Source organism: Anaerolineales bacterium, assembly GCA_025808555.1.
GTDB lineage: Bacteria > Chloroflexota > Anaerolineae > Anaerolineales > UBA11579 > JAMCZK01.
Genome location: CP075526.1, coordinates 2184954 through 2203980, shown reverse-complemented (window position 1 = coordinate 2203980; position 19027 = coordinate 2184954). Strand labels below are relative to the sequence as shown.

17 protein-coding genes and 1 tRNA gene are annotated in these 19027 nt (G+C 57.5%); 10 read left to right on the top strand and 8 right to left on the bottom strand.

Features of this window, described 5'->3' with window-relative positions; genetic code table 11:
- Window positions 1-100 precede the first annotated feature (100 nt).
- Window positions 101-182: transfer RNA gene (locus KIT08_10965), tRNA-Leu, on the bottom strand.
- Between the two features lie 75 nt (window positions 183-257).
- Between KIT08_10965 and KIT08_10960 the strand changes: the two genes are divergently transcribed.
- The 8 genes from KIT08_10960 to KIT08_10925 all read left to right on the top strand — a co-directional run bounded on the left by KIT08_10960 (window position 258) and on the right by KIT08_10925 (window position 7504).
- Window positions 258-686 (top strand): hypothetical protein, encoded by a 429-nt coding sequence (locus KIT08_10960; protein UYN89602.1) that lies wholly within the window; start codon window positions 258-260, stop codon window positions 684-686.
- Entirely contained in the window at window positions 661-1356 is a 696-nt protein-coding gene (locus KIT08_10955) for a response regulator transcription factor (GenBank protein ID UYN89601.1), read from the top strand. The genes KIT08_10960 and KIT08_10955 overlap by 26 nt, the downstream gene beginning before the upstream one ends.
- Before the next feature lie 33 nt (window positions 1357-1389).
- Window positions 1390-2628: a PAS domain-containing protein gene (locus KIT08_10950; protein ID UYN89600.1), complete on the top strand. Its 1239-nt coding sequence runs from the start codon at window positions 1390-1392 to the stop codon at window positions 2626-2628.
- A 124-nt stretch (window positions 2629-2752) separates the two neighbouring features.
- On the top strand, window positions 2753-3754 hold the full coding sequence (locus KIT08_10945; GenBank protein ID UYN89599.1) for a PstS family phosphate ABC transporter substrate-binding protein: 1002 nt from the start codon (window positions 2753-2755) through the stop codon (window positions 3752-3754).
- A 419-nt stretch (window positions 3755-4173) separates the two neighbouring features.
- Window positions 4174-5037, top strand: a complete 864-nt coding sequence (pstC, locus tag KIT08_10940; protein ID UYN90811.1) for a phosphate ABC transporter permease subunit PstC — start codon at window positions 4174-4176, stop codon at window positions 5035-5037.
- The gene (gene pstA, locus KIT08_10935; GenBank protein ID UYN89598.1) at window positions 5034-6251 is read left to right on the top strand and encodes a phosphate ABC transporter permease PstA; all 1218 of its coding nucleotides are present in this window, start codon (window positions 5034-5036) and stop codon (window positions 6249-6251) included. Before pstC ends, pstA begins: the two co-directional genes overlap by 4 nt.
- Window position 6252: 1 nt before the next feature.
- Complete coding sequence (gene pstB, locus KIT08_10930; protein UYN89597.1) at window positions 6253-7050, top strand: phosphate ABC transporter ATP-binding protein; 798 nt, start codon at window positions 6253-6255, stop codon at window positions 7048-7050.
- A gap of 16 nt (window positions 7051-7066) precedes the next feature.
- Window positions 7067-7504, top strand: a complete 438-nt coding sequence (locus KIT08_10925) for an arsenate reductase ArsC (protein UYN89596.1) — start codon at window positions 7067-7069, stop codon at window positions 7502-7504.
- On the opposite strand, the gene treS is transcribed toward KIT08_10925, so the two are convergent.
- From treS to KIT08_10895, 6 genes are all read right to left on the bottom strand, one after another.
- Entirely contained in the window at window positions 7491-9119 is a 1629-nt protein-coding gene (gene treS / locus KIT08_10920) for a maltose alpha-D-glucosyltransferase (protein UYN89595.1), read from the bottom strand. The two genes, KIT08_10925 and treS, sit on opposite strands and share 14 nt — an antisense overlap.
- Before the next feature lie 190 nt (window positions 9120-9309).
- Window positions 9310-10497, bottom strand: a complete 1188-nt coding sequence (locus KIT08_10915) for a carbohydrate ABC transporter permease (GenBank protein ID UYN89594.1) — start codon at window positions 10495-10497, stop codon at window positions 9310-9312.
- A 14-nt stretch (window positions 10498-10511) separates the two neighbouring features.
- On the bottom strand, window positions 10512-11471 hold the full coding sequence (locus tag KIT08_10910; protein UYN89593.1) for a sugar ABC transporter permease: 960 nt from the start codon (window positions 11469-11471) through the stop codon (window positions 10512-10514).
- An 86-nt stretch (window positions 11472-11557) separates the two neighbouring features.
- The gene (locus tag KIT08_10905) at window positions 11558-12889 is read right to left on the bottom strand and encodes a carbohydrate ABC transporter substrate-binding protein (GenBank protein UYN89592.1); all 1332 of its coding nucleotides are present in this window, start codon (window positions 12887-12889) and stop codon (window positions 11558-11560) included.
- Window positions 12890-13014: 125 nt separating this feature from the next.
- Window positions 13015-14043, bottom strand: a complete 1029-nt coding sequence (locus tag KIT08_10900) for a LacI family DNA-binding transcriptional regulator (protein UYN89591.1) — start codon at window positions 14041-14043, stop codon at window positions 13015-13017.
- A gap of 94 nt (window positions 14044-14137) precedes the next feature.
- Window positions 14138-15421 (bottom strand): HlyC/CorC family transporter, encoded by a 1284-nt coding sequence (locus KIT08_10895; GenBank protein ID UYN89590.1) that lies wholly within the window; start codon window positions 15419-15421, stop codon window positions 14138-14140.
- A 23-nt stretch (window positions 15422-15444) separates the two neighbouring features.
- Here KIT08_10895 and KIT08_10890 point away from each other — a divergent pair, with 23 nt between their 5' ends.
- Complete coding sequence (locus KIT08_10890) at window positions 15445-16788, top strand: GGDEF domain-containing protein (GenBank protein UYN89589.1); 1344 nt, start codon at window positions 15445-15447, stop codon at window positions 16786-16788.
- Here KIT08_10890 and KIT08_10885 read toward each other — a convergent pair whose 3' ends face one another.
- Window positions 16789-17787, bottom strand: a complete 999-nt coding sequence (locus KIT08_10885) for a tyrosine-type recombinase/integrase (protein UYN89588.1) — start codon at window positions 17785-17787, stop codon at window positions 16789-16791. It lies immediately after the preceding gene.
- Window positions 17788-18218: 431 nt separating this feature from the next.
- On the opposite strand from KIT08_10885, the gene KIT08_10880 reads away from it, so the two are divergent.
- Window positions 18219-19025, top strand: a complete 807-nt coding sequence (locus tag KIT08_10880) for a sulfite exporter TauE/SafE family protein (GenBank protein UYN89587.1) — start codon at window positions 18219-18221, stop codon at window positions 19023-19025.
- The last annotated feature ends 2 nt before the right edge of the window (window positions 19026-19027 follow it).

Below are 19027 nucleotides of genomic sequence, written 5' to 3'. Positions count from 1 at the left end.
AACGGGCGAGATTATAGCATGCGGGGATTTGCGAGACTATCAGAGTAATGTAAGCAAAACAAGAACCCCGGCAAAGCCGGGGTTCTTGTTTTACTTGTAATGGGGAAGGAGGGAGTCGAACCCTCACGCCTTGCGGCACATGATCCTAAGTCATGCTTGTCTGCCAGTTCCAACACTTCCCCGTGTGGAGCTGTGCGATTATAGCAATGCTTGCCGCTACCCGCGCGTTTCTGTGCGACGTGGATTATTATTGCGATATGTCTCGTGTGATCAAAACTGAGAACGTTGCCACAGACCGCACGCGCCTGATGAAGGCCATGGCAATTGCCATGCGCGAGCTGATTGCCAGGCAGGGCTTTGACAGCCAAGCGCGCGATCTGGCCGCGTTCATGGTGTTTGCCCTGGACGGCGTGACGCAGAGTGTGGAGCGCAGCGTGGGGCCGTGGGAGAAGCGCGGCTACTGGGTGAAGGCTGACCGCTTTCGTATGGATTGGGCCTGGACTGAGCCTACTGCCAAGAAACTGCGCCAGGCGCTGATAGCGGATGACATGGGCGGCATTGCCGAGGGGATAGCCAGCCTGGCTCAACGCCTGCAGGATATTGAAGTGCCTGCCAAGCATCGCCTGGGCACACCGTGGGTTGGGGCGTGGGAGAAATTGAATGCCGCAAAAAGTCCTGGTGGTTGAAGATGACGCCGCCATTCGTGAAGCGCTTACGTATAACCTGACCCGCGAAGGCTACGAAGTTCAAGCCGTAGGCGATGGCGCCGCCGCCGTGGCTGCCGTGCGCAAGGCCGAACCCAATCTTGTGGTGCTCGACCTCATGCTGCCTGAGATGGATGGCTTTGATGTCACCCGCGCACTGCGCGCAGACAGCAAAGTGCCGATCCTGATGCTGACCGCGCGTGATGATGAGATCGACCGCGTGCTGGGCCTGGAGCTGGGGGCGGATGACTACCTGACCAAGCCATTTTCCATGCGCGAGCTGCTAGCCCGCGTCAAAGCCATGCTGCGCCGCGTGCAGATGGAGCACAGCGAAGCTGAGCCGGCGGCTGGCGAGCAAGTCGTGAGCGGCAACCTGGCCATCAACATCACCCGCCATGAGGTCAAACAGGACGGCAAAGTGCTGGACCTCAAGCCTAAGGAATTTGAGCTGCTCATGTTCCTGATGCAAAACCGCGGCCGCGCCTACACGCGTGAGCAACTGCTGGAGAAAGTGTGGGGATGGGAATTCAGCGGGGGCAGCCGTACCGTGGATGTGCATGTGCGCTGGCTTCGCTCGCGCATCGAAGCTGACCCAGAAAACCCACAGCGCATCATTACTGTCCGCGGCGTCGGCTACCGCTTCGAGGGCTGACCTATGGGCCTGCGCGGCATAAACCTTGGCCGCATGCTGCTTGCGTTGGCCTTGCAGGCCGCGTTGCTTGTATTCTTGTATTCGCAAATAAAACCATTAGTCACTGACCCTGATGCCGTGTTGATGCTTAACCGCGGCTTTTGGTTTGCCGGGGTGCTGTGCGCATTGGTTAGCATCGCTCTGGCCTGGTCTCCGCAAGTTGAGCATGACTTTGATGTAGGGCGAGCAGAGTCTAGCGAATTGCGCCAGCAGCGCCAGTACCTTGAGGCTGTGCTGAATGGCAGCCCGGCCGGCATTGTGGTAGCCAGGGATGATGGCAAAGTGCTGCTGAGCAGCCAACGCATGCAGAGCCTGTTCGCCCTAAGCGATGATGAGATGCGTGCCGGCTCGCTGACCCATTTGCTGCGCCAGTATCAGTTCGTGGAGCTGTGGCAGGAGGCAGTGCGCACACGGGCCGCCCAAACCATAGTGTCTGAAGTGCCGCAGAGCCGGCGCATGTTACGTGCGGCTGTGCACCCCCTGGCGAATGGGCTTGATGGACACAGTTTGCTGGCGTTCGAAGATGTAACCGAGCTGCATCGCCTGGAGACTGTGCGCAAGGATTTTGTCAGCAATGTATCGCACGAACTGCGCACACCGCTCACATCGCTGCGCCTGCTAACCGAAAGCCTGCGAGGCGGAGCGATCAACGAACCGGCTACCGCAGACCGCTTTCTGACCCTCATGGAAACCGAAGTGGATGCGCTCACGGCCCTTGTCAGCGAATTGCTGGAGTTGGCGCGCACCGAATCCAAAGACGTAAAACTTGAGTTGACGTCAGTTGATCCCTGCGCATTGCTGAACGCGGCGGCTGCCCGCCTGCGCATGCAGGCCGAGCGCGCTGGGCTGCAGTTGACGGTGGAATGTGCAGACGACCTGCCTGCCGCGCTAGCGGACCTGCCGCGAGTCGAGCAAGTGCTGGTCAACTTGATCCACAATGCCATCAAGTTCACGCCTCGCGGCGGCCACATCACAGCTTCGGCTGCGGCTCGCCAGGGGGTGATGGAGTTTGCCGTGCAGGATACGGGGATAGGCATCGCCGCGGATGACCAGGCGCGCATCTTTGAACGCTTCTATAAAATCGACCCGGCCCGCAACCGCACTGGCACAGGCTTGGGGTTGGCCATCGCCCGCCACGTGGTGGAAGCGCATGGCGGCCACATTGGCGTAACCAGCCAGGAGGGTAGGGGTAGCCGTTTTTTCTTTACCCTGCCGTTGGCCTCAGCCAGTTAGCTGTTTCCTAGTTAACACATTCATAACAATCCCTTTAATCCGTTGCGCGGGGGGCTTAACCCTCGATTGATACCATGCGACTGTGTTCAAAACCCTGTTTCAGTTCCCTAAGGAGGAACTATCCATGAATCGTAAGCTCTACTTAGGCCTCTCCGCGCTGGTGATCGCAGGCGTGCTGCTGGCCGCCTGCGGCGCACCTGCACCTGCAGCCACCGAGGCTCCGAGCCAGGCTACGGCCGCACCTGCTGAGGCAACGGCACCTGCAATGGACCCGTTTAGTCCACTGGCTGTTTCGGGCGCCATCATCACTGCTGGCAGCTCCACGGTGTTCCCGCTCACTGAGCGCATGGCTGAGCGCTTCAGCGATGAAGGCTTCAGCGGCAGCATCACCATCGATAGCATTGGCTCTGGCGCCGGCATCGAACGCTTCTGCGTTGCCGGTGACACGGATGTTGCCAACTCCAGCCGCGCCATCCGCGAGTCTGAAGTTGCTTCCTGCCAGTCCATTGGCCGTGAGCCAATCGAGTTCCGCGTCGGCACGGATGCGCTCTCTGTTGTTGTGAGCCAGGCGAATGACTTCGTCACCGATGTGACCACGGAAGAGTTGGCCCTGATTTTTGGCGAGGCCACCAACTGGTCTGATGTTCGCCCCGAGTGGCCGAATGAGCCCATCCAGCGCTTTATCCCTGGCACGGACTCCGGCACCTTCGACTACTTTGTTGAGCATGTGTATGGCAATGACCCCAGTACCATTCTGGCGGCTAGCAACACCCAGCTAAGCGAGGATGACAACGTGTTGGTGCAGGGCATCCAGGGCAGCCCGTACGCGGTTGCCTTCTTCGGGTATGCGTACTATGCCGAGAATGCCAGCACCCTGAAGATTCTGAGCCTGGATGGCGTGCAGCCGGATGACGTCACTGTCGAAGACGGCAGTTACGGACTGGCTCGCCCGCTGTTCCTGTACACCACCGCAGACATCCTGAACGGCAAGCCCCAGGTGGCAGCCTTCCTTCACTTCTACCTCGCTTTTGTAAATGAGGAGATCGTCGAAGTGGGTTACTTCCCGGCCAGCGAGTCTGCTCTGCAGGCCGCACTGGATGCTTTCGACGCTGCTGTGGGCAACTAGCTTAGGCTAGCGTCACTTCTCCTTTCGCAAGATTGGGGCGGCCAGGCAGTCTGCTGGCCGCCCCAATCGCCTGAGTTGGGACAGTTATAATGAAATTCCATTTTCAAACTGCAGCGACCCCTAGCCCCATGGCTCCCACTCGCACCTCTGACCTTGTTTCCCTGAAGCGCAAGCCGCGCCTGCGCGAGCTCGTGATCCAGAGCCTGCTGTTCGTTTGCGGTTTGCTCTCCATTTTCGTAACCGCTGGAATTATTTATGAGCTGGGTAAAGAATCCCTGCTCTTTTTTGGGCGCACACAGTGGCAGCTGACCAATAAACCCATCGTTGTCAACATTGCCCCAACAGATACCCGCATCGAGGTTGGCCCGATTGGCACTCCCCTGCGCGAGGGCGACACTCTGCGCCTCGACCAGGAAGTAATGCACCTGATTGCTATCGAAGACAGCATCTATGTTGTGGAGCGTGGCGCGCAGGATACGCCGCCCGCCGCGCATGCCGCCGGCGCTGTAATACATAAAGGCGTTGACCCCAGCCTGGCTGAATTTTTTACCGGCACCACCTGGGCGCCGCACGCTGGGCAGTTTGGCGTACTTCCGTTACTGAACGCCACGCTGATGGTCTCCGGCATCGCCATCCTTGTGGCCCTGCCACTGGGGCTGGCAACCGCCATCTATCTCAGTGAATACGCCTCCCCACGGGCGCGCAATACGCTAAAGCCCATTCTTGAGATCCTGGCTGGCGTACCTACAGTGGTATACGGCTACTTTGCGCTTACCTTTATGACGCCATTGTTGCGAACTATTTTTGGGCAGAACGTCGTGCAGATCTACAACACCGCCTCCGCCGGCATCGTTATAGGTATCCTGATCCTGCCCCTGGTGAGCACCATCAGCGAAGACGCCCTCAACGCCGTGCCGCGCTCGCTGCGTGAAGCTGCCTACGGATTGGGCGCTACCAAGCTGGAAACCGCCGTGCGCATCGTACTGCCGGCCGCCTTCTCTGGCATTGCGGCCGCGGCCATCCTGGCCATCTCCCGCGCTGTGGGCGAGACCATGGTGGTGGCCCTTGCGGCTGGCGCCGGGCCAGCTTTCACCTTCAATCCATTCCAGGCCGCTGAGACGATGACCGGGCATATCGTGCGCATCAGCGGCGGTGACCTGAGTTACGACTCACTGGATTACAACAGCATCTTCGCCATTGGTCTCATGCTTTTTGTGATGACTCTGGCACTCAACATTTTTAGCCAGTACATTGTGCGCCGCTTCCGTGAGGTGTACGAGTGAGCGACTCTAATCTGCTGCAGCGCCACCGTCGGGGGCGCGTCTGGCTGGTGGTGTTTCAGGTTGCATTGCTGGTGGGCATCGTGGCGCTAGGTGCACTGCTCTTCAACATCCTTAACGGCTCATTTGGTTATGTGGCCGTAGAAGACACCATTCCTCCGCAGGACTTGGCTGTGAATGGCGTGCCCCTGGAAGAGCAGGACAAAGAAACCCTGATCCAGGTACTGCAAGCGCACATTTCAGCTGGCTTGTTCGCTCGCTACGAATTTGAGAAACCCTTTGCCGAGCGCTCAGCGGGGGAGGTGTACGACCTGATCCTGGAGCGTGTGATTGAGCCAAAGTTCGTGGCGCAGTGGTCGCTGTTCGAGACCCTTACCGATGGTGACGCCATTCGCCAAACGGCTGCTCAGGAATTTCCCAATGCCCGCCTGGAGTTTCGCAGCTGGCTGAACGGCCACTTCCTGCGCGCTCCGCAGTCGAGCTATCCCGAGATAGCCGGTGTGCGCACCGCGGTGCTTGGCTCGTTGTGGACCATTGCGATCGCGGTGCTGTTTGCCTTCCCGGTAGGGGTGGCTGCGGCAGTCTACTTACAGGAATATGCGCCCGACAATCTAATCAATCGCATTATCCAGACCAATATAACCAACCTGGCGGGCGTGCCATCCATCATCTATGGCATTTTGGGCTTGGCCATTTTTGTGCGTGCATTGGGGCACTTCACCAGCGGGGTGGCCTTTGGCGCCAGCGATCCGAGCACTGCCAACGGACGCACCATTCTTTCTGCGGGGCTGACGCTGGGCATGCTGGTACTGCCGCTCATCATCATCAACGCTCAGGAGGCGATCAAGGCGGTTCCCAGCTCGCTGCGCCAGGCCAGCTTTGGCCTGGGCGCAACCCGCTTGGAGACGGTCTGGCACCACGTGCTTCCCAATGCCATCTCGGGCATTATGACCGGCACCATCCTGGCCATCTCGCGTGCCATTGGCGAGACCGCTCCGCTGGTCGTGATCGGCGCGTCCACCTTCATCCAGGTGGATCCCGAAGGTCCATTCTCCAACTTCACAACGCTGCCCATTCAGATCTACCAATGGACGGCCCGCCCGCAATCCGTGTTCCGCAATCTGGCTGGCGGCGCAAGCCTGGTGCTGCTGGGCCTGCTGCTCACACTGAACGCCACTGCCATTATTTTGCGTAATCGCTATCGCAGGAGCCTGTAGCATGACCGATACTGCAACAGCGGCCGTCACAACCGCAGCCATTGATACCAAAGACCTGAGCATTTACTACGGCAGTTTTCAGGCTGTACGTGATGTGAGTATGGATATTCAACCTAACCGCATCACCGCCATCATTGGCCCTTCAGGCTGCGGCAAGAGCACTGTTTTACGTGCCTTCAACCGCATGAACGAGCTGATCCCGAACGTCAACACGACCGGTGAGGTGCTCTTCCGCGGCCAGAACATCTACAAAGCCGATGTTGACCCGGTGGAGGTGCGCCGTCACATCGGCATGGTGTTCCAGAAGCCTAACCCGTTCCCCAAGTCGGTCTACGAGAATGTAGCCTGGGGCGCACGCATCAACGGTTTCAAAGGCAATATGGATGAACTGGTGCACAGCAGCCTGCAGGCCGCCGCACTGTGGGACGAAGTCAAGGACAAGCTGGACCAGAGCGGCCTTTCGCTCTCCGGCGGCCAGCAGCAGCGCCTGTGCATTGCCCGCGCCATCGCCGTGCGGCCAGATATCATCCTGATGGACGAACCCTGCTCCGCATTGGACCCGATCGCCACCTTGCGCATTGAAGAGTTGATGCGCGATCTGGCCACCGCCTACACCATTATCATCGTGACCCACAATATGCAGCAGGCTGCCCGCGTGTCTGACCGCACGGCGTTCTTCTCATTGTCTGAGGATGGCAAGCGGGCTGGCATGCTGATGGAATATGGCGATACTAAGACTATGTTTACGCGCCCTGAACAAAAAATTACTGAGGATTACATTACCGGCCGGTTTGGCTAAACCGGTGTGATGCAAAATGCAGCGAAGAAAAGTTCTGTTCCTGTGCACAGGCAATACCTGCCGCTCGCAAATGGCAGAAGCGATTGTGAACGCGCGGCTCAGTGACCAGTGGCAGGCCTTTAGCGCTGGTGTTCAACCCGCAGCAGAGATAAATCCGTACACCGGCAAAGCTTTAGCCGAAGTCGGGATCGTGCATCTTGGGCAACCCAAGCACCCTGACGTATTCAAGGATCAGGCTTTCGACCTGGTGGTGACCTTGTGTGATGACGCGGCCGAGAATTGCCCGGTATGGCTTGGCCCCGGCCGCAAGCAGCACCTCGGCTTCCCTGACCCCGCAACTGCCCGCGGCAGCGAGGAGCAGGTGCTGCCGATTTATCGCCAGGTGCTCAAGGACATCACTGCCAAGGTGCCTGCGCTGCTGGTGCGGGAGTTCCCGCAGCCTACGTCAGCTTAAGCCATTCGTAGCCGTGGCCGGCCAGCTTCAGGCTTAGGCGGCCATCGACAAGCTCGCCCGTGGCGCGACCCGTGAACAGATTGGGCGGCGGGAAGAACAGCGGCCGATCCGGGATCTCTACCCACAAGTCAATTTCCTGACTGCTCAAGTTGTTGAGGATCAGTAGCTCTTCGCCTTCATGGCGGCGGTAATACGCGGCCACTTGGGTGGGGTGCGAAGTGTTGGCCCATTCAAAGCTGCCCCAGCCAAAGGCGCGGTGGGTTTTGCGCATCGCAATCATGTTTTTTGTCACGTAGTAAAGCGAGGCTAAATCACTCATTTGGTCTTCAACGTTCACATGCGTCGGATCATAAGGAGCAGAATCGATTACCGGCGAATATGCCGTGGCGCTGGGGCTGAAACCAGCTTGGTTACCCTTGCTCCATTGCATTGGAGTGCGAACGCCATTGCGATCCTCTAGCCAAATGTCATCGCCCATGCCAATCTCGTCACCGTAGTACAATATTGGCGAGCCGGGCAACGTAAAAAGTAGGGAGTTCGCAAGGGTGATCTTCCTGAAATCGTTGTCCAGTAGCGGTGCGAGGCGCCTGCGGATGCCAAGATTGAGGCGCATGCGTGGTTCTGGTGCGTATTGCTCCCACATCCACTGACGCTCCTCTTCAGTGACCATCTCCAGAGTGAGTTCGTCGTGGTTGCGTAGGAACGTGCACCATTGGGCATTTGGCGGGATCTCGGGTGTACGTTCCAGGATCTCTCGAATAGGCGTGGTGTCTTCCCTGCGCATAGCCATAAAGAGCCTTGGCATGATCGGAAAATGAAAGGCCATGTGCATCTCGTCCCCTTCGCCGAAGTATTCGCGCACATCTTCCGGCCATTGATTGGCTTCCGACAGCAGAATACTGTCAGGAAAATTTTCGTCCACAAACTGGCGTAGCTTTTTAAGATATAGATGGGTCTCTGGCAGATTCTCGCAGTTGGTACCCTCACGCTCAATCAAATAGGGGATTGCATCACAGCGGAACCCATCGACGCCTAGATCAAGCCAAAACTTGGCCACATGCATCATTGCATCCTGAACTTCCGGGTTGTCGTAGTTCAGATCGGGCTGTGAAGAGTAGAAACGGTGCCAGTAGTAGCGCTTGGCTTCTTCGTCCCAGCTCCAGTTGGAATCCTCGGTGTCTAAAAAGATGATTCGTGCGTCTTGGTATTTGTCCTGGGTATCGCTCCAGACATAATAGTCGTGCTTGGGATTGTCTGGCCCTTTGCGCGCCTCCTGGAACCACGGGTGCTGGTCAGAGGTGTGGTTAAGCACCAGGTCAGCTATTACGCGAATGCTGCGCTTGTGCGCCTCGTCCACCAGCTCTTTGAAATCGTGCAGAGTGCCGTAGTCAGGATGGATGTTGTAGAAGTCGGCTACATCGTAGCCATCATCCTTGAGGGGGGAGGGGAACATCGGCAACAGCCAAATACAGTTGATGCCCAGGTCTTGAAGATAGTCCAGTTTTTCTATCACGCCACGGATGTCACCGTGGCCATCGCCATCGCTGTCCTTGAAAGCCCGGATGTAGAGCTCGTAGAAGATGGCGTCTTTGTACCAAAGGGGTGTGGGTTGCATGAGACAGGTTACTCCGGAGTCCAAATACTCAGATGCATTGAGATAGTCTTTGCGAGCGATGCACTGCAATGCAGTGGAAGCGAAGCAATCCCCAAGCTTTTCCATTCAGCTCGGGGATTGCTTCTGCGCCGCTTCGCGGCGCCTCGCAAAGACGTAGGGACAGAATTCTAAATCAGCTGGCTGTTGCTTCCTATCCCTTGACCGCGCCGGCCAGCAGGCCGCGCACGAAGAAGCGCTGGAAGCCGAAGAAGACGATCATCGGCAGCAGCATTGAGAGGAAGGCCGAGGCGGTCAGCAAGTGCCAGCCGCCGCCCAGGGATTGCACAAGCCCGTTGATCTGGTAGGTCAGCACCGGCTGGCGGCCAGAGAGGAACACTAGCGCTACCAGCAGATCGTTCCATACCCACAGAAACTGGAAAATAGCCAATGATGCCAACGCCGGCAGCGAAAGCGGCAGCGCCAGGCGTGTGAAGGCAGTCCAGTGGCTTGCGCCGTCCAGGTAGGCGGACTCGAACAGATCGCGCGGCAGCGAGCCGATGAAGTTGCGCATCAGGAAGATGGCATACGGCAGGCCAAAGCCCGTGTGGAATAGCCACACGCCCAGGAAGGTGCTACCGAGCCCAAGTTGCTGATACAGCTTGGATATCGGCACCAGGGTCATCTGAAGTGGCACGATCTGCAGACCAACCAGCAACGCGAACAGCCACATGCGCCCGGGGAAATGCAGCCACGAGAAGGCATAGGCTGCTAGGGCGGCGAAGATCAGCGGCAAGATGGTGGCCGGGATGGTGACGATGAGCGTATTGACGAAAGCCCGAGCCATGCCACGGCTGTTGCCCAGGTCGGTTGCGAAATCGCAGGTCAGATCGGTGGATTGTGTGCCTGCAGCGCAGTCCTCAGCATAGCTGGTGCGCCCGCGGTAGCCCACCAGCGCATCCACATAGTTGTTCAAGGTGAAGCGCGGGCGCTCTTCCACGCCGGCAAAGCCGCGTATCTGGGTCAAGATGTCGGCGAGCTGTTGTGTAGTGGGGCGCTCGTCCTCGGGCACATGGATGCTGCCATCCGGCAACGTGTTGTTGAAGGTGGCGGCCAGCTGCACCGAGCGGCGAAACAGCGCCACGTACTCCGGATCGCTAAAATCCGCGCTCGGAATCGCGTCGCCTTCTGGCCCATGGCAGCCGGCGCAGAATTCCGTGTACTCGGCGCCAGCCTTGGGGGCCGAGAATGCGGTCCACCACCCGCTGGTGTTGGCGTCTTGCACAGGGCGGAATGAGGTGACCAGCAGGCCAAGGGTGGGCAGCAGCCAGAGCACCACCATGCCGATCACAATGACATGCAAGGGCAGGCTGGCCAGGAAGCGTTTCATGCGTTCGCTCATGGTGTCTCTATGCGCTAGCGCATAGCCTCCTGTTCTCTGAAGCGTTTGATGTTGAGATACATAAAGGGAATAATCGCCAGAACCAGCACCATCGCCACGGCGGTGCCGCGCCCGGTTTGCTGGTTGACGTACATCTCTGCATACATGCGGTTGGCGATCACATCCGTGCTGTAGTTGCCGCCGGTCATCACGAATACGACGTCAAAGATCTTGAGCGTATTGATCACCATCGTAGTGATGACCACTACGATGGTCGGCAGGATGACGGGGACCGTGATCTTCCAGAAGGCGGTCCACTCGGTGGCGCCGTCCATGCGGGCGGCTTCCAGCAGTTCGGACGGCACGCTCTTGATGGCTGCCGAGAGGATGACCATGCAGAAGCCCGCCCACATCCAGATGCCTACAACGATCAGCATGAAGGTGTTGAGCGGGATGCGCGTCATGAACGAGATGGGTTCGCCGCCCAGCCCGCGCACGATCGCATTCAGCAGCCCGATCTGGGTATTGTCGGTGCCGAAGTGGTAGACGAACTTCCAGATCACGCCCGCGCCCACGAACGAGATCGCCATTGGCAGGAAAATGACCGATTTGGCCAATGACTCGTACTTCACCTTGTCCGAGAGCACGGCCATCAGCAGGCCAAGCGCAACTGCGCCGGTGACGAGGCCAAGGATCCATTTGAGATTATTGCCAAAGGATGAGATCCAGAACGTACGCCATATCGTGGCGGCACTGGTCGTATCTAATTCGCTGGTCAAGGCGTAGCGATAGTTCTCAAAAATGCCCCAGCAGGGGCGGCCCTGTACACAGGCGCTGGATGCCCAGTTCAGCGAATCTTTGTCCAGCAGGCTGAGGTAGAAAGTATTGAACGCTGGATAAACAATGTAAACCAGAATAATGATAAGAGCTGGCGCCAGATACAACCATGGCGCTATGCGGCCTTGCCGCATGATGTTGGGAATGCGCTCACTCACAAGAGGTCTCCTCTCCGCTTGCAGCCTGGCGCCGCCAGGTGCCAAAGGCCCCAGGGCATCTGCCCTGGGGCCTTTGTTGTGTTGCGCTAGTTGCCCTGGTCGGCAGCCTGAGCTTCAGCTGCACCCGCCAGTGCGGCGTCAATGCTGGAAGCGCCGCTCACCACGTCCACGATGGCGCGCCACTCAGCCGAGCCGAAGCTGGGCTGGATGGAGTCGCCGATGTCAGGCGTGGCAGCGCTGGCGCCAGCCAGCACATCAGCCAAAGCAGCGTTGATCGGGTCAGCATAGTTGCCGGCCGAGCCGCTGTTGGGGGACAGGCCAAAGCCAGTGGCGGCCCAGTGGGCGCCGCCCTCGGCGCTGGTCAGGTACGCCACAATGGCGCGCACCGCCGGCGTGTCGGCAAAGGCCATCATCCAGTCCGCACCGCCCTGCACGCCATCGGCGCCGGGGAAGTGGAAGAAGCTGAAGTCAGTGCCGAATTCAAGCTCGGGGTACTGGTCAGCAACTACGCCGCCAGCAAAGCCAGACTGCTTGACCATCATCGCCTCGGGCGGATCGCCGAAGGGCTTGATGATCGCATCCAGGAAGCCGGTGCTCAGCGAGCCCTCGGCGCCGCCAACGGCGTAAGCCGGGTCAGTCGCCCAGCCGCTGTAGATCTCATACGCAGCGGCAACCCCGGCGTCATTGTAGGCGATCGAGCCATCCAGGATGCCATTCACATACGCGCTGCCTTGGGTGGCCAGCAGAATGTCCTGGATGAAGTCGGATGCGGTCCAGCCGGTGGCATCACCGCTTTCAAAGCCCATGGAGAACGGAACATTGCCGTCGGCAACCATCTGGTCAGCCAGGGCGACAAAGTCATCCCACGTGGTGGGAACGCTGTAGCCAAACGCGTCAAAGTTAACCGGGCTGTACCACACGATGGACTTGGGGTCGGCCTTGACCGCTACACCCAGCCAGCCGCTACCCGAAGTGGCCATCCAGGCGGGGGCGTAGTTGCCTGCATCCGCACCCAGGCTGTCCAGAGCGACCAGTTGGTCGCCATAGGAGCCGATCGGGCCAACGGTGGGCCAGAACACCAGATCCCATGCGTCACCTGATTCGATGCGGGTTTCCAGCAGAGCCTGATCACGTGAAGACTCGGGGACGATGGTCAAACCACAGGCCTCCACGATCGGGGCAATGGCAGCGTGGAAGCTCTCTTCCTCGGCGCCAGACCATTGGTAGAGAATGGTGACCTCATCGCCAGGGGCTGCGCCGTAGCACATGTCGTCCATAGGCTCGTCCGGCGCATCAGTGGAGGGGGCCATCGTCGGCTCAGCAGGGGCTTCTGTGGGGGCGGGCGCACCGGCGCCGCAGGCAGCCAGGATCAGGCTGAACACGGTCAGTGCAAGAAAAAACTTCAAATGCTTGGACATACTTACTTCTCCTTCCGGATAGTGACTCAATGAAGCACGCGCCTTATAGCTTAGACGCATTCAGTTTCGGTTTCTAGCGACAGTACCTCCTTTTTTGTGAAGTGGCATGCTTTCAAAAATCAGGATTATGACGTGGCGATGCTTGATGAACGAACGACGAGGTCTGTTTCGAATAGATAGCCAGGCTGATCCAATTTGCCCCATTTCAGCAAGTGGAGTAAACGCTCACACGCCATCATGCCCAGCTTGTAGCCCGGCAGGCGCACGGTGGTGAGCGGGGGGTCGTAGAACTCGGCCAATGCGATGTCGTCAAAGCCGACGAATGCCATGTCCTGCGGAATGCGCAGGCCGGCGTTCTTGGCCGCCAGCATGGCCCCCAGGGCCACAACATCGCTTGCCACGAATACTGCTGTGGGCGGGGTGGGCAGGGTGAGCAATTCGTTCATGGCTGCCAGGCCGCTGCCGGGGGTGTAATTGCCTTCTTTGACATAGCTCTCATCCACTTGCAGCCCGGCTTGTTCCAAAGCGTTCTGGTAGCCAAGGCGGCGCTGCCGGGCAGATGTGTAGCTCAGGTTGGCGTTGGTGATGATGGCAATGCGTGTGTGGCCCAATTGCACCAGGTGGCGTACTGCCTGCTCCGCACTGCGCGTAGCGTCAATATCCACGAAGGGGATGAGGCTGCCGGGCATCTGGCCCAGCAGCATGATGTGCACGCCATCCTGCATCAGGCGCAAGAGATCAGGGTCGTCCTGGCGCGGACCAGACAGAATGATGCCGTCCACGTGGTTCTCGCTGACCAGGTGGCTATAGCCAACCGGGTCAGCTGGATCAACCTGCTTCAGTAGCACGTGGTATCCATGTTTCATCGCGGCTTGCTCTATGCCGAACATAACTCGTGTGAGAAAAGCGTCTGCATATACCTGTTCAGGTGACTGGCGCAGCACCAGGCCAATGGTGTTGGATTTGCCGCTGGCTAGCTTGCGGCCGGCAGAGTTTGGTGAGTAATTGAGCCGCTTGGCGACATCGCGCACTCGTTGGCGGGTTGCCTCGCTGATGGCGATACCCGACAGGTTATTAAGCACAACAGAAACAGTAGCCCGGGAGACACCCGCAGCTTTAGCAACGTCGTGGCTGGTAACTCTGTTATTGGTCAAAGCTAAAGCGTGTTAGTTACGCGTGTTAGTAAATATAATCGATTGTAAATGAATGTCAAGGCAAGCTAAAAGCGGGCGGGCTAGAAAAATCGCTTTATTGCTGAATTGGCAGCACGCGCTGGACAAGCAACAGCTCGATCCGCATTTTGTTCATTTGGCGCACGGTGAAGCTGAGGTTCTCGTATTGCACTACTTCGCCCACATTAGGAATCCGGCCAAGCAGGGCCATCACTAGACCGGCGGCCGTGTTGTAGGCTTCGTCTTCTTCGATCTGCACGCCAATCACATCACTGAGCTCGTCCACTGGTGTAGCGCCTGCTACCAACCAGGTCCCTTTACCCAACGGGTTGATGTCGCCGCGGCTGACTTGGTACTCGTCGTTGATTTCGCCAACTATAACTTCGAGCACATCTTCCAGAGTTAGTAAACCCGCAGTGCCTCCATGTTCATCGAGCACGATTGCCATTTGCGAACGCTCGGTGGTCAGGCGCTTATAGATATCAGGCAGAGTAGCACTTTCTGGCACCAATACCACTTGCCGCGCAAGGTCCTTGATCGCAATGGTATCGTCCCCCCAGATGAGATCTTTGATATGCGCATAGCCAATTACGTTGTCTAGATTGCCTTCATATAACGGATAGCGGGAGAAACCGCGTTCCGCGGCCTGGTTGAGCGCTTCTCTTGGGCTCAGCGAGGCATCAAGCGCGGCAACTTCTGTGCGCGAGGTCATCACATCATGGGCCTGGCGGTCACCGTACTCAAAAACACCGCTTACAAATACTGCTTCGCTCAGTTGGAATACGCCTTCAGCTCGGCCTTGTTGCAGCAGCTGCTCGATCTCTTCTGAGCTTGTGCTTGGGGAGTTCGCGCTGCGGGGCAACAGCCGCAGAATGGCGTCTGTTGAGATGGACAGCAGTTTCACCAGAGGAGAAGTTAGTTTTTCCAGCCACTTCAGCGGGCGATACAGACGTGTGGCCATGCGCTCAGGATTGCGCAAAGCAAGCTGCTTGGGCACCAGCTCGCCGATAATCAACGTGACATACGTAATCATCAGCACCAACAGCAACAAGGCCAATTGCTGCGCATACGCCTGCAAAGCCGGCACTCGTGCAAACCATGTCGCGAGGATCGGCGCGATGGAAGCTCCACCATATGCCGATGCCAAAGAGGTGACCAGGCTGATGCCCACCTGCACCGTGGCCAGGATATGGCCAGGGCGTTCTTTGACCTTGATAACTTCAGTTGCAGCTTTGTCGCCCTGGTCGGCGATGATTTTAAGGCGATGCTTGCGAGAGGTGACCAAGGCCAGTTCGGCTGCGGCAAAATAGCCGTTCACTAGGATAAGGATGACAATAACAATGAGCTCGGTTGTTACCAAAAGCGGTATGCTCCAAAACTAATATGCGCATAGCCATATCAGTTTATCTGTACAAAACAAAGAATTTTCACGATAATAGCACAAGCCCTACCCAAGTTAGTTTTTCTGGTCTGATGGAAAACTTATTAAACGCTAGACATACACAGGGGGGGCGGCTACGCAAGTGGTTGGTAGCTGTATTGGTATTACTTCTCTATCTTCCCGTTGTTCCAATCTTGTATGGCTATGTCGGTACAGTAGGCCTGGCAGTGGGGCTGGTGCCCTGTATTTTTTGGGGTATTTGGCTTGGCCCATACCCTGGTGCATTTACCGCGTTCATGCTCGCCGTGCCTCACTACCTGATTTTGCTGGATCTGGGCCAGTCAATGCATCCCCAGGCGCGGTTGGAATTGGTGGCTACCCATATCGTCATGGCCACGGTCACCTACTTTCTTGCCAACGGATTCCATCTCCGTAACAAACTCGCGGCACAACTGGCCGAATCCGAGATTGCTAGGGCGCGCTTTAGAGGCTTGTTTGACCGAACCACGGATATGGTTTTCATTACGGATCTGGATCTCATCATCCTGGATGTGAATGATGAAGCCCTTCTCCTGCTGGGATATAAACGTAAAGAGCTCATTAACGCCTCATACCGCAAAGTAGTTGTGCCAGAAGAGCAAGACGACCTCACCACCCGGGTGACCAATGCCGTTAGCAACAGGGCGCGTCTGCCAATCTATGAGCGCACTTACCTCACGAAAGAGGGGCAGCGCATTCCAGCTGAGGTTGACGCGGGCGTGTTTTCCAATAGCCAAGGAATTCCCTTGCATTACCAGGCCATTGGACGAGATATCCGTGTTCGCAAGGCCACGGAAGTGGAGCTATATCACAAGGCCACTCACGATGAGTTGACCGGGCTCTACAACCGCTCCATGTTTCCAGAGGCTTTGTGGCGTGCGCTCGAACGCGCCAAACGAAGCAATCGAAAGCTGGCGGTGCTTTTTGTTGATCTTGACGGCTTCAAGAAAGTCAACGACATGCATGGCCATGCCATGGGTGATCTATTGTTAAAAGCGGTTGCCAAACGGCTTCGCGAAACACTTCGCACTACTGACACTCTGGCGCGCCTGGGTGGCGATGAATTCGGCATTATTTTGGAAGACTTGATCGTGCGCAACGAAGCACAAAAAGTGGCTACTGCGATCGAAGCCACACTAAGCCAGCCATTCATCATTAGCAAGCAACCAGTGCAGATCGGGGCCAGCTGCGGTGTGGCCGTTTTCCCCGACGACGAAACTGACCCTGACAAACTGGTGAGCCTGGCGGACATGAAAATGTACAAGCTCAAAGGTAAAAAGTATGCCAATAAGGCAGCCAGGGCTTAGCTAGTCGCTGCGATTATCCGAATTTTCAAAGACTTCATAATAGCCACGGTCCAACTCATCATCACTTAGATGAGCGTAGCGCTGCGTGACCTGGATGTTCTTGTGGCGCGCCAATTCCTGCGCCATCTTGAGGTTGCCGCCAGTGCCGCGCAGCACCGCAGTTACAAAATAATGGCGGAAACTGTGTGGCGAGATTGTTCCTTTGGCCTCGTCTCCCAGCGCCAAGGCCACATGGCGGGCAATGATATTACGCCCGGTGCTGGGCGTGATGGCTTTGACCTTCTTGCTGCCGGCGCCTTTGTCATGGCGGGCAAAGAGGGGCAGGCTGCCCAGCTGGCGGCCGCTGGCGCTGTCCAGGCTGCCACGGGCCTGCAGATAGCTGCGGATGGCGCCGATCGCCCGGCGCGAAAAGCGCACCATCGCCTCCTGGTTGCCTTTGCCGATCACGATGGCTTTGCCTTCCTGCATCTGCATGTCGCCACGGGTCAGCTTGCACGCCTCATGCACGCGTAAGCCCGTCTCGCCAAGTGTCAGGATGAAAGCTTTGTCGCGCTTATTGCGCAGTGCCTCAATTTCATCCTTGGCAGGCAACCGGTCAAGCGTATCCGCATAGTCCAACATTTGTTCTATTGCTTCACGTGGAAACTGCGGCAGGCGGGGGCCAGGGCGCCGGCCGCGCTGGCGGATCAGCATGCGTACGCGCGGCAAGTTGGGTTCCGCCAGGCGTTCAGCAGCCAGGAACTCATAGAAGCCAGCCGCAGCCTGCAGGCGTAGGCGCTCGGTCGCTGGTGACTTATTCTTTGAATAGGCTGCAAAGTGGGCCACCGCATCCTCGTTTAGAGTAGATAAAGGAGCATCTGCAGCCAGACCCTCGGCCCGCATACAATCCAGGAAGGCCTGCATGGACTTCTTGTAGGTCAGCAGCGTGTTATGGCTCCGGGCCAGTTTTACGCTGTCCAGATATCGTTCCACAGCATCTTGAATGGTCAGGGTGGGCATCAGTTTTGGCCTCGTTTTGTGGTTGCGGTGCGCTTTTCGTCGAACTATAGTGTTTCTGTATCAAGTTTCGGCGCGCTACGAGCGAATAGGCTTGTTGGCTCAAGCCATAAACCCAATCCAGCTCTCTCTCCCCAGTATAGCATAATTTGCGATAATAATACTTATCGAAACCAAAAGGCTGGCTGTGCAGCTTTTTGCATATGACTGGCCTGCTCTACTGAACATAGAAACCTTGACATCGAACACTGCTTTTGTATCTTTCTCGGCTCAGGTGCTGTAAGTTTGTATCAAACTGCTACAAAAGTTTTAACTTTTAACAGTCTTGTTGCCACCCTCCCCCGCAAGCATGATGATTATTAAAACTTTTGCTCCATTCAAGAAACTTAGGGCATTAGGGGATAGCGAGACGGCAGGACTATAATTTCACTCTTATGGACCAGATCCCTCAATACTCCCTTGTACTATTGGCTGGTGTGGTGGCCGGTGTGATCAATACATTAGCCGGCAGCGGCTCACTAATAACCCTACCGGCCTTGATCTTCCTTGGCTTGCCTGCCAACGTGGCCAACGGCACCAACCGGGTAGGCGTGGTGCTGCAGAACATCGTGGCCGGCGCCACCTTCAAGCGCAGCGGCTCACTCGATCTGCGCGGGGCCATGTTGCTGAGCATCCCCAGCGTCATCGGCTCCATCATAGGCGCCCAGATCGCCGTCAATCTGGATGAGCGCCTGATGCGCCAAGTGATTGGCGCAGTCATGGTGGTCATGCTGATCGTGATGGTGTTACGCCCCGAACGCTGGCTTCAGGGCACCCTGCAAAGCCTGCCTAAAAGCGGCTTCACCTGGATGCAAGGCCTAAGCATGTTCGTGATCGGTTTGTATGGAGGGTTCATTCAAGCCGGAGTTGGCATCTTCCTGCTGGCGGCACTGGTGCTCTCGATTGGCTACGATCTGGTACGAGCCAATGCCGTCAAGATCGTGGTCATTCTTGTGTTCACCTTCAGCTCGCTGCTGGTCTTCGCCAACAACGCTCAGGTGGACTGGGTGGCTGGACTAGTGCTGGGTATGGGCAACATGATCGGCGCTGGCTGGGCCGCCCGTAAGGCCGTCACCAAGGGCGCCAGCTGGGTGCGCTGGGTGGTGCTAGCTACTGTAGCCCTATCAGCCATCTACCTCCTCGTCCCTCAGGAAACTGTGGACGCGGCTCTTAACAGCATGCTCTCCGGGCTCGTACGTTAGCT

What these genes read in the sequence shown, in the direction of transcription:
- KIT08_10880 (UYN89587.1), top strand. Translation starts at nt 18,219, where the DNA reads ATGGACCAGATCCCTCAATACTCCCTTGTACTATTGGCTGGTGTGGTG.
- KIT08_10955 (UYN89601.1), top strand. Translation starts at nt 661, where the DNA reads ATGCCGCAAAAAGTCCTGGTGGTTGAAGATGACGCCGCCATTCGTGAA.
- KIT08_10925 (UYN89596.1), top strand. Translation starts at nt 7,067, where the DNA reads ATGCAGCGAAGAAAAGTTCTGTTCCTGTGCACAGGCAATACCTGCCGC.
- pstB (UYN89597.1), top strand. Translation starts at nt 6,253, where the DNA reads ATGACCGATACTGCAACAGCGGCCGTCACAACCGCAGCCATTGATACC.
- KIT08_10905 (UYN89592.1), bottom strand. Translation starts at nt 12,889, where the DNA reads ATGTCCAAGCATTTGAAGTTTTTTCTTGCACTGACCGTGTTCAGCCTG.
- KIT08_10890 (UYN89589.1), top strand. Translation starts at nt 15,445, where the DNA reads ATGCGCATAGCCATATCAGTTTATCTGTACAAAACAAAGAATTTTCAC.
- KIT08_10950 (UYN89600.1), top strand. Translation starts at nt 1,390, where the DNA reads ATGCTGCTTGCGTTGGCCTTGCAGGCCGCGTTGCTTGTATTCTTGTAT.
- KIT08_10885 (UYN89588.1), bottom strand. Translation starts at nt 17,787, where the DNA reads ATGCCCACCCTGACCATTCAAGATGCTGTGGAACGATATCTGGACAGC.
- treS (UYN89595.1), bottom strand. Translation starts at nt 9,119, where the DNA reads ATGCAACCCACACCCCTTTGGTACAAAGACGCCATCTTCTACGAGCTC.
- KIT08_10915 (UYN89594.1), bottom strand. Translation starts at nt 10,497, where the DNA reads ATGAGCGAACGCATGAAACGCTTCCTGGCCAGCCTGCCCTTGCATGTC.
- KIT08_10945 (UYN89599.1), top strand. Translation starts at nt 2,753, where the DNA reads ATGAATCGTAAGCTCTACTTAGGCCTCTCCGCGCTGGTGATCGCAGGC.
- pstC (UYN90811.1), top strand. Translation starts at nt 4,174, where the DNA reads ATGCACCTGATTGCTATCGAAGACAGCATCTATGTTGTGGAGCGTGGC.
- KIT08_10960 (UYN89602.1), top strand. Translation starts at nt 258, where the DNA reads ATGTCTCGTGTGATCAAAACTGAGAACGTTGCCACAGACCGCACGCGC.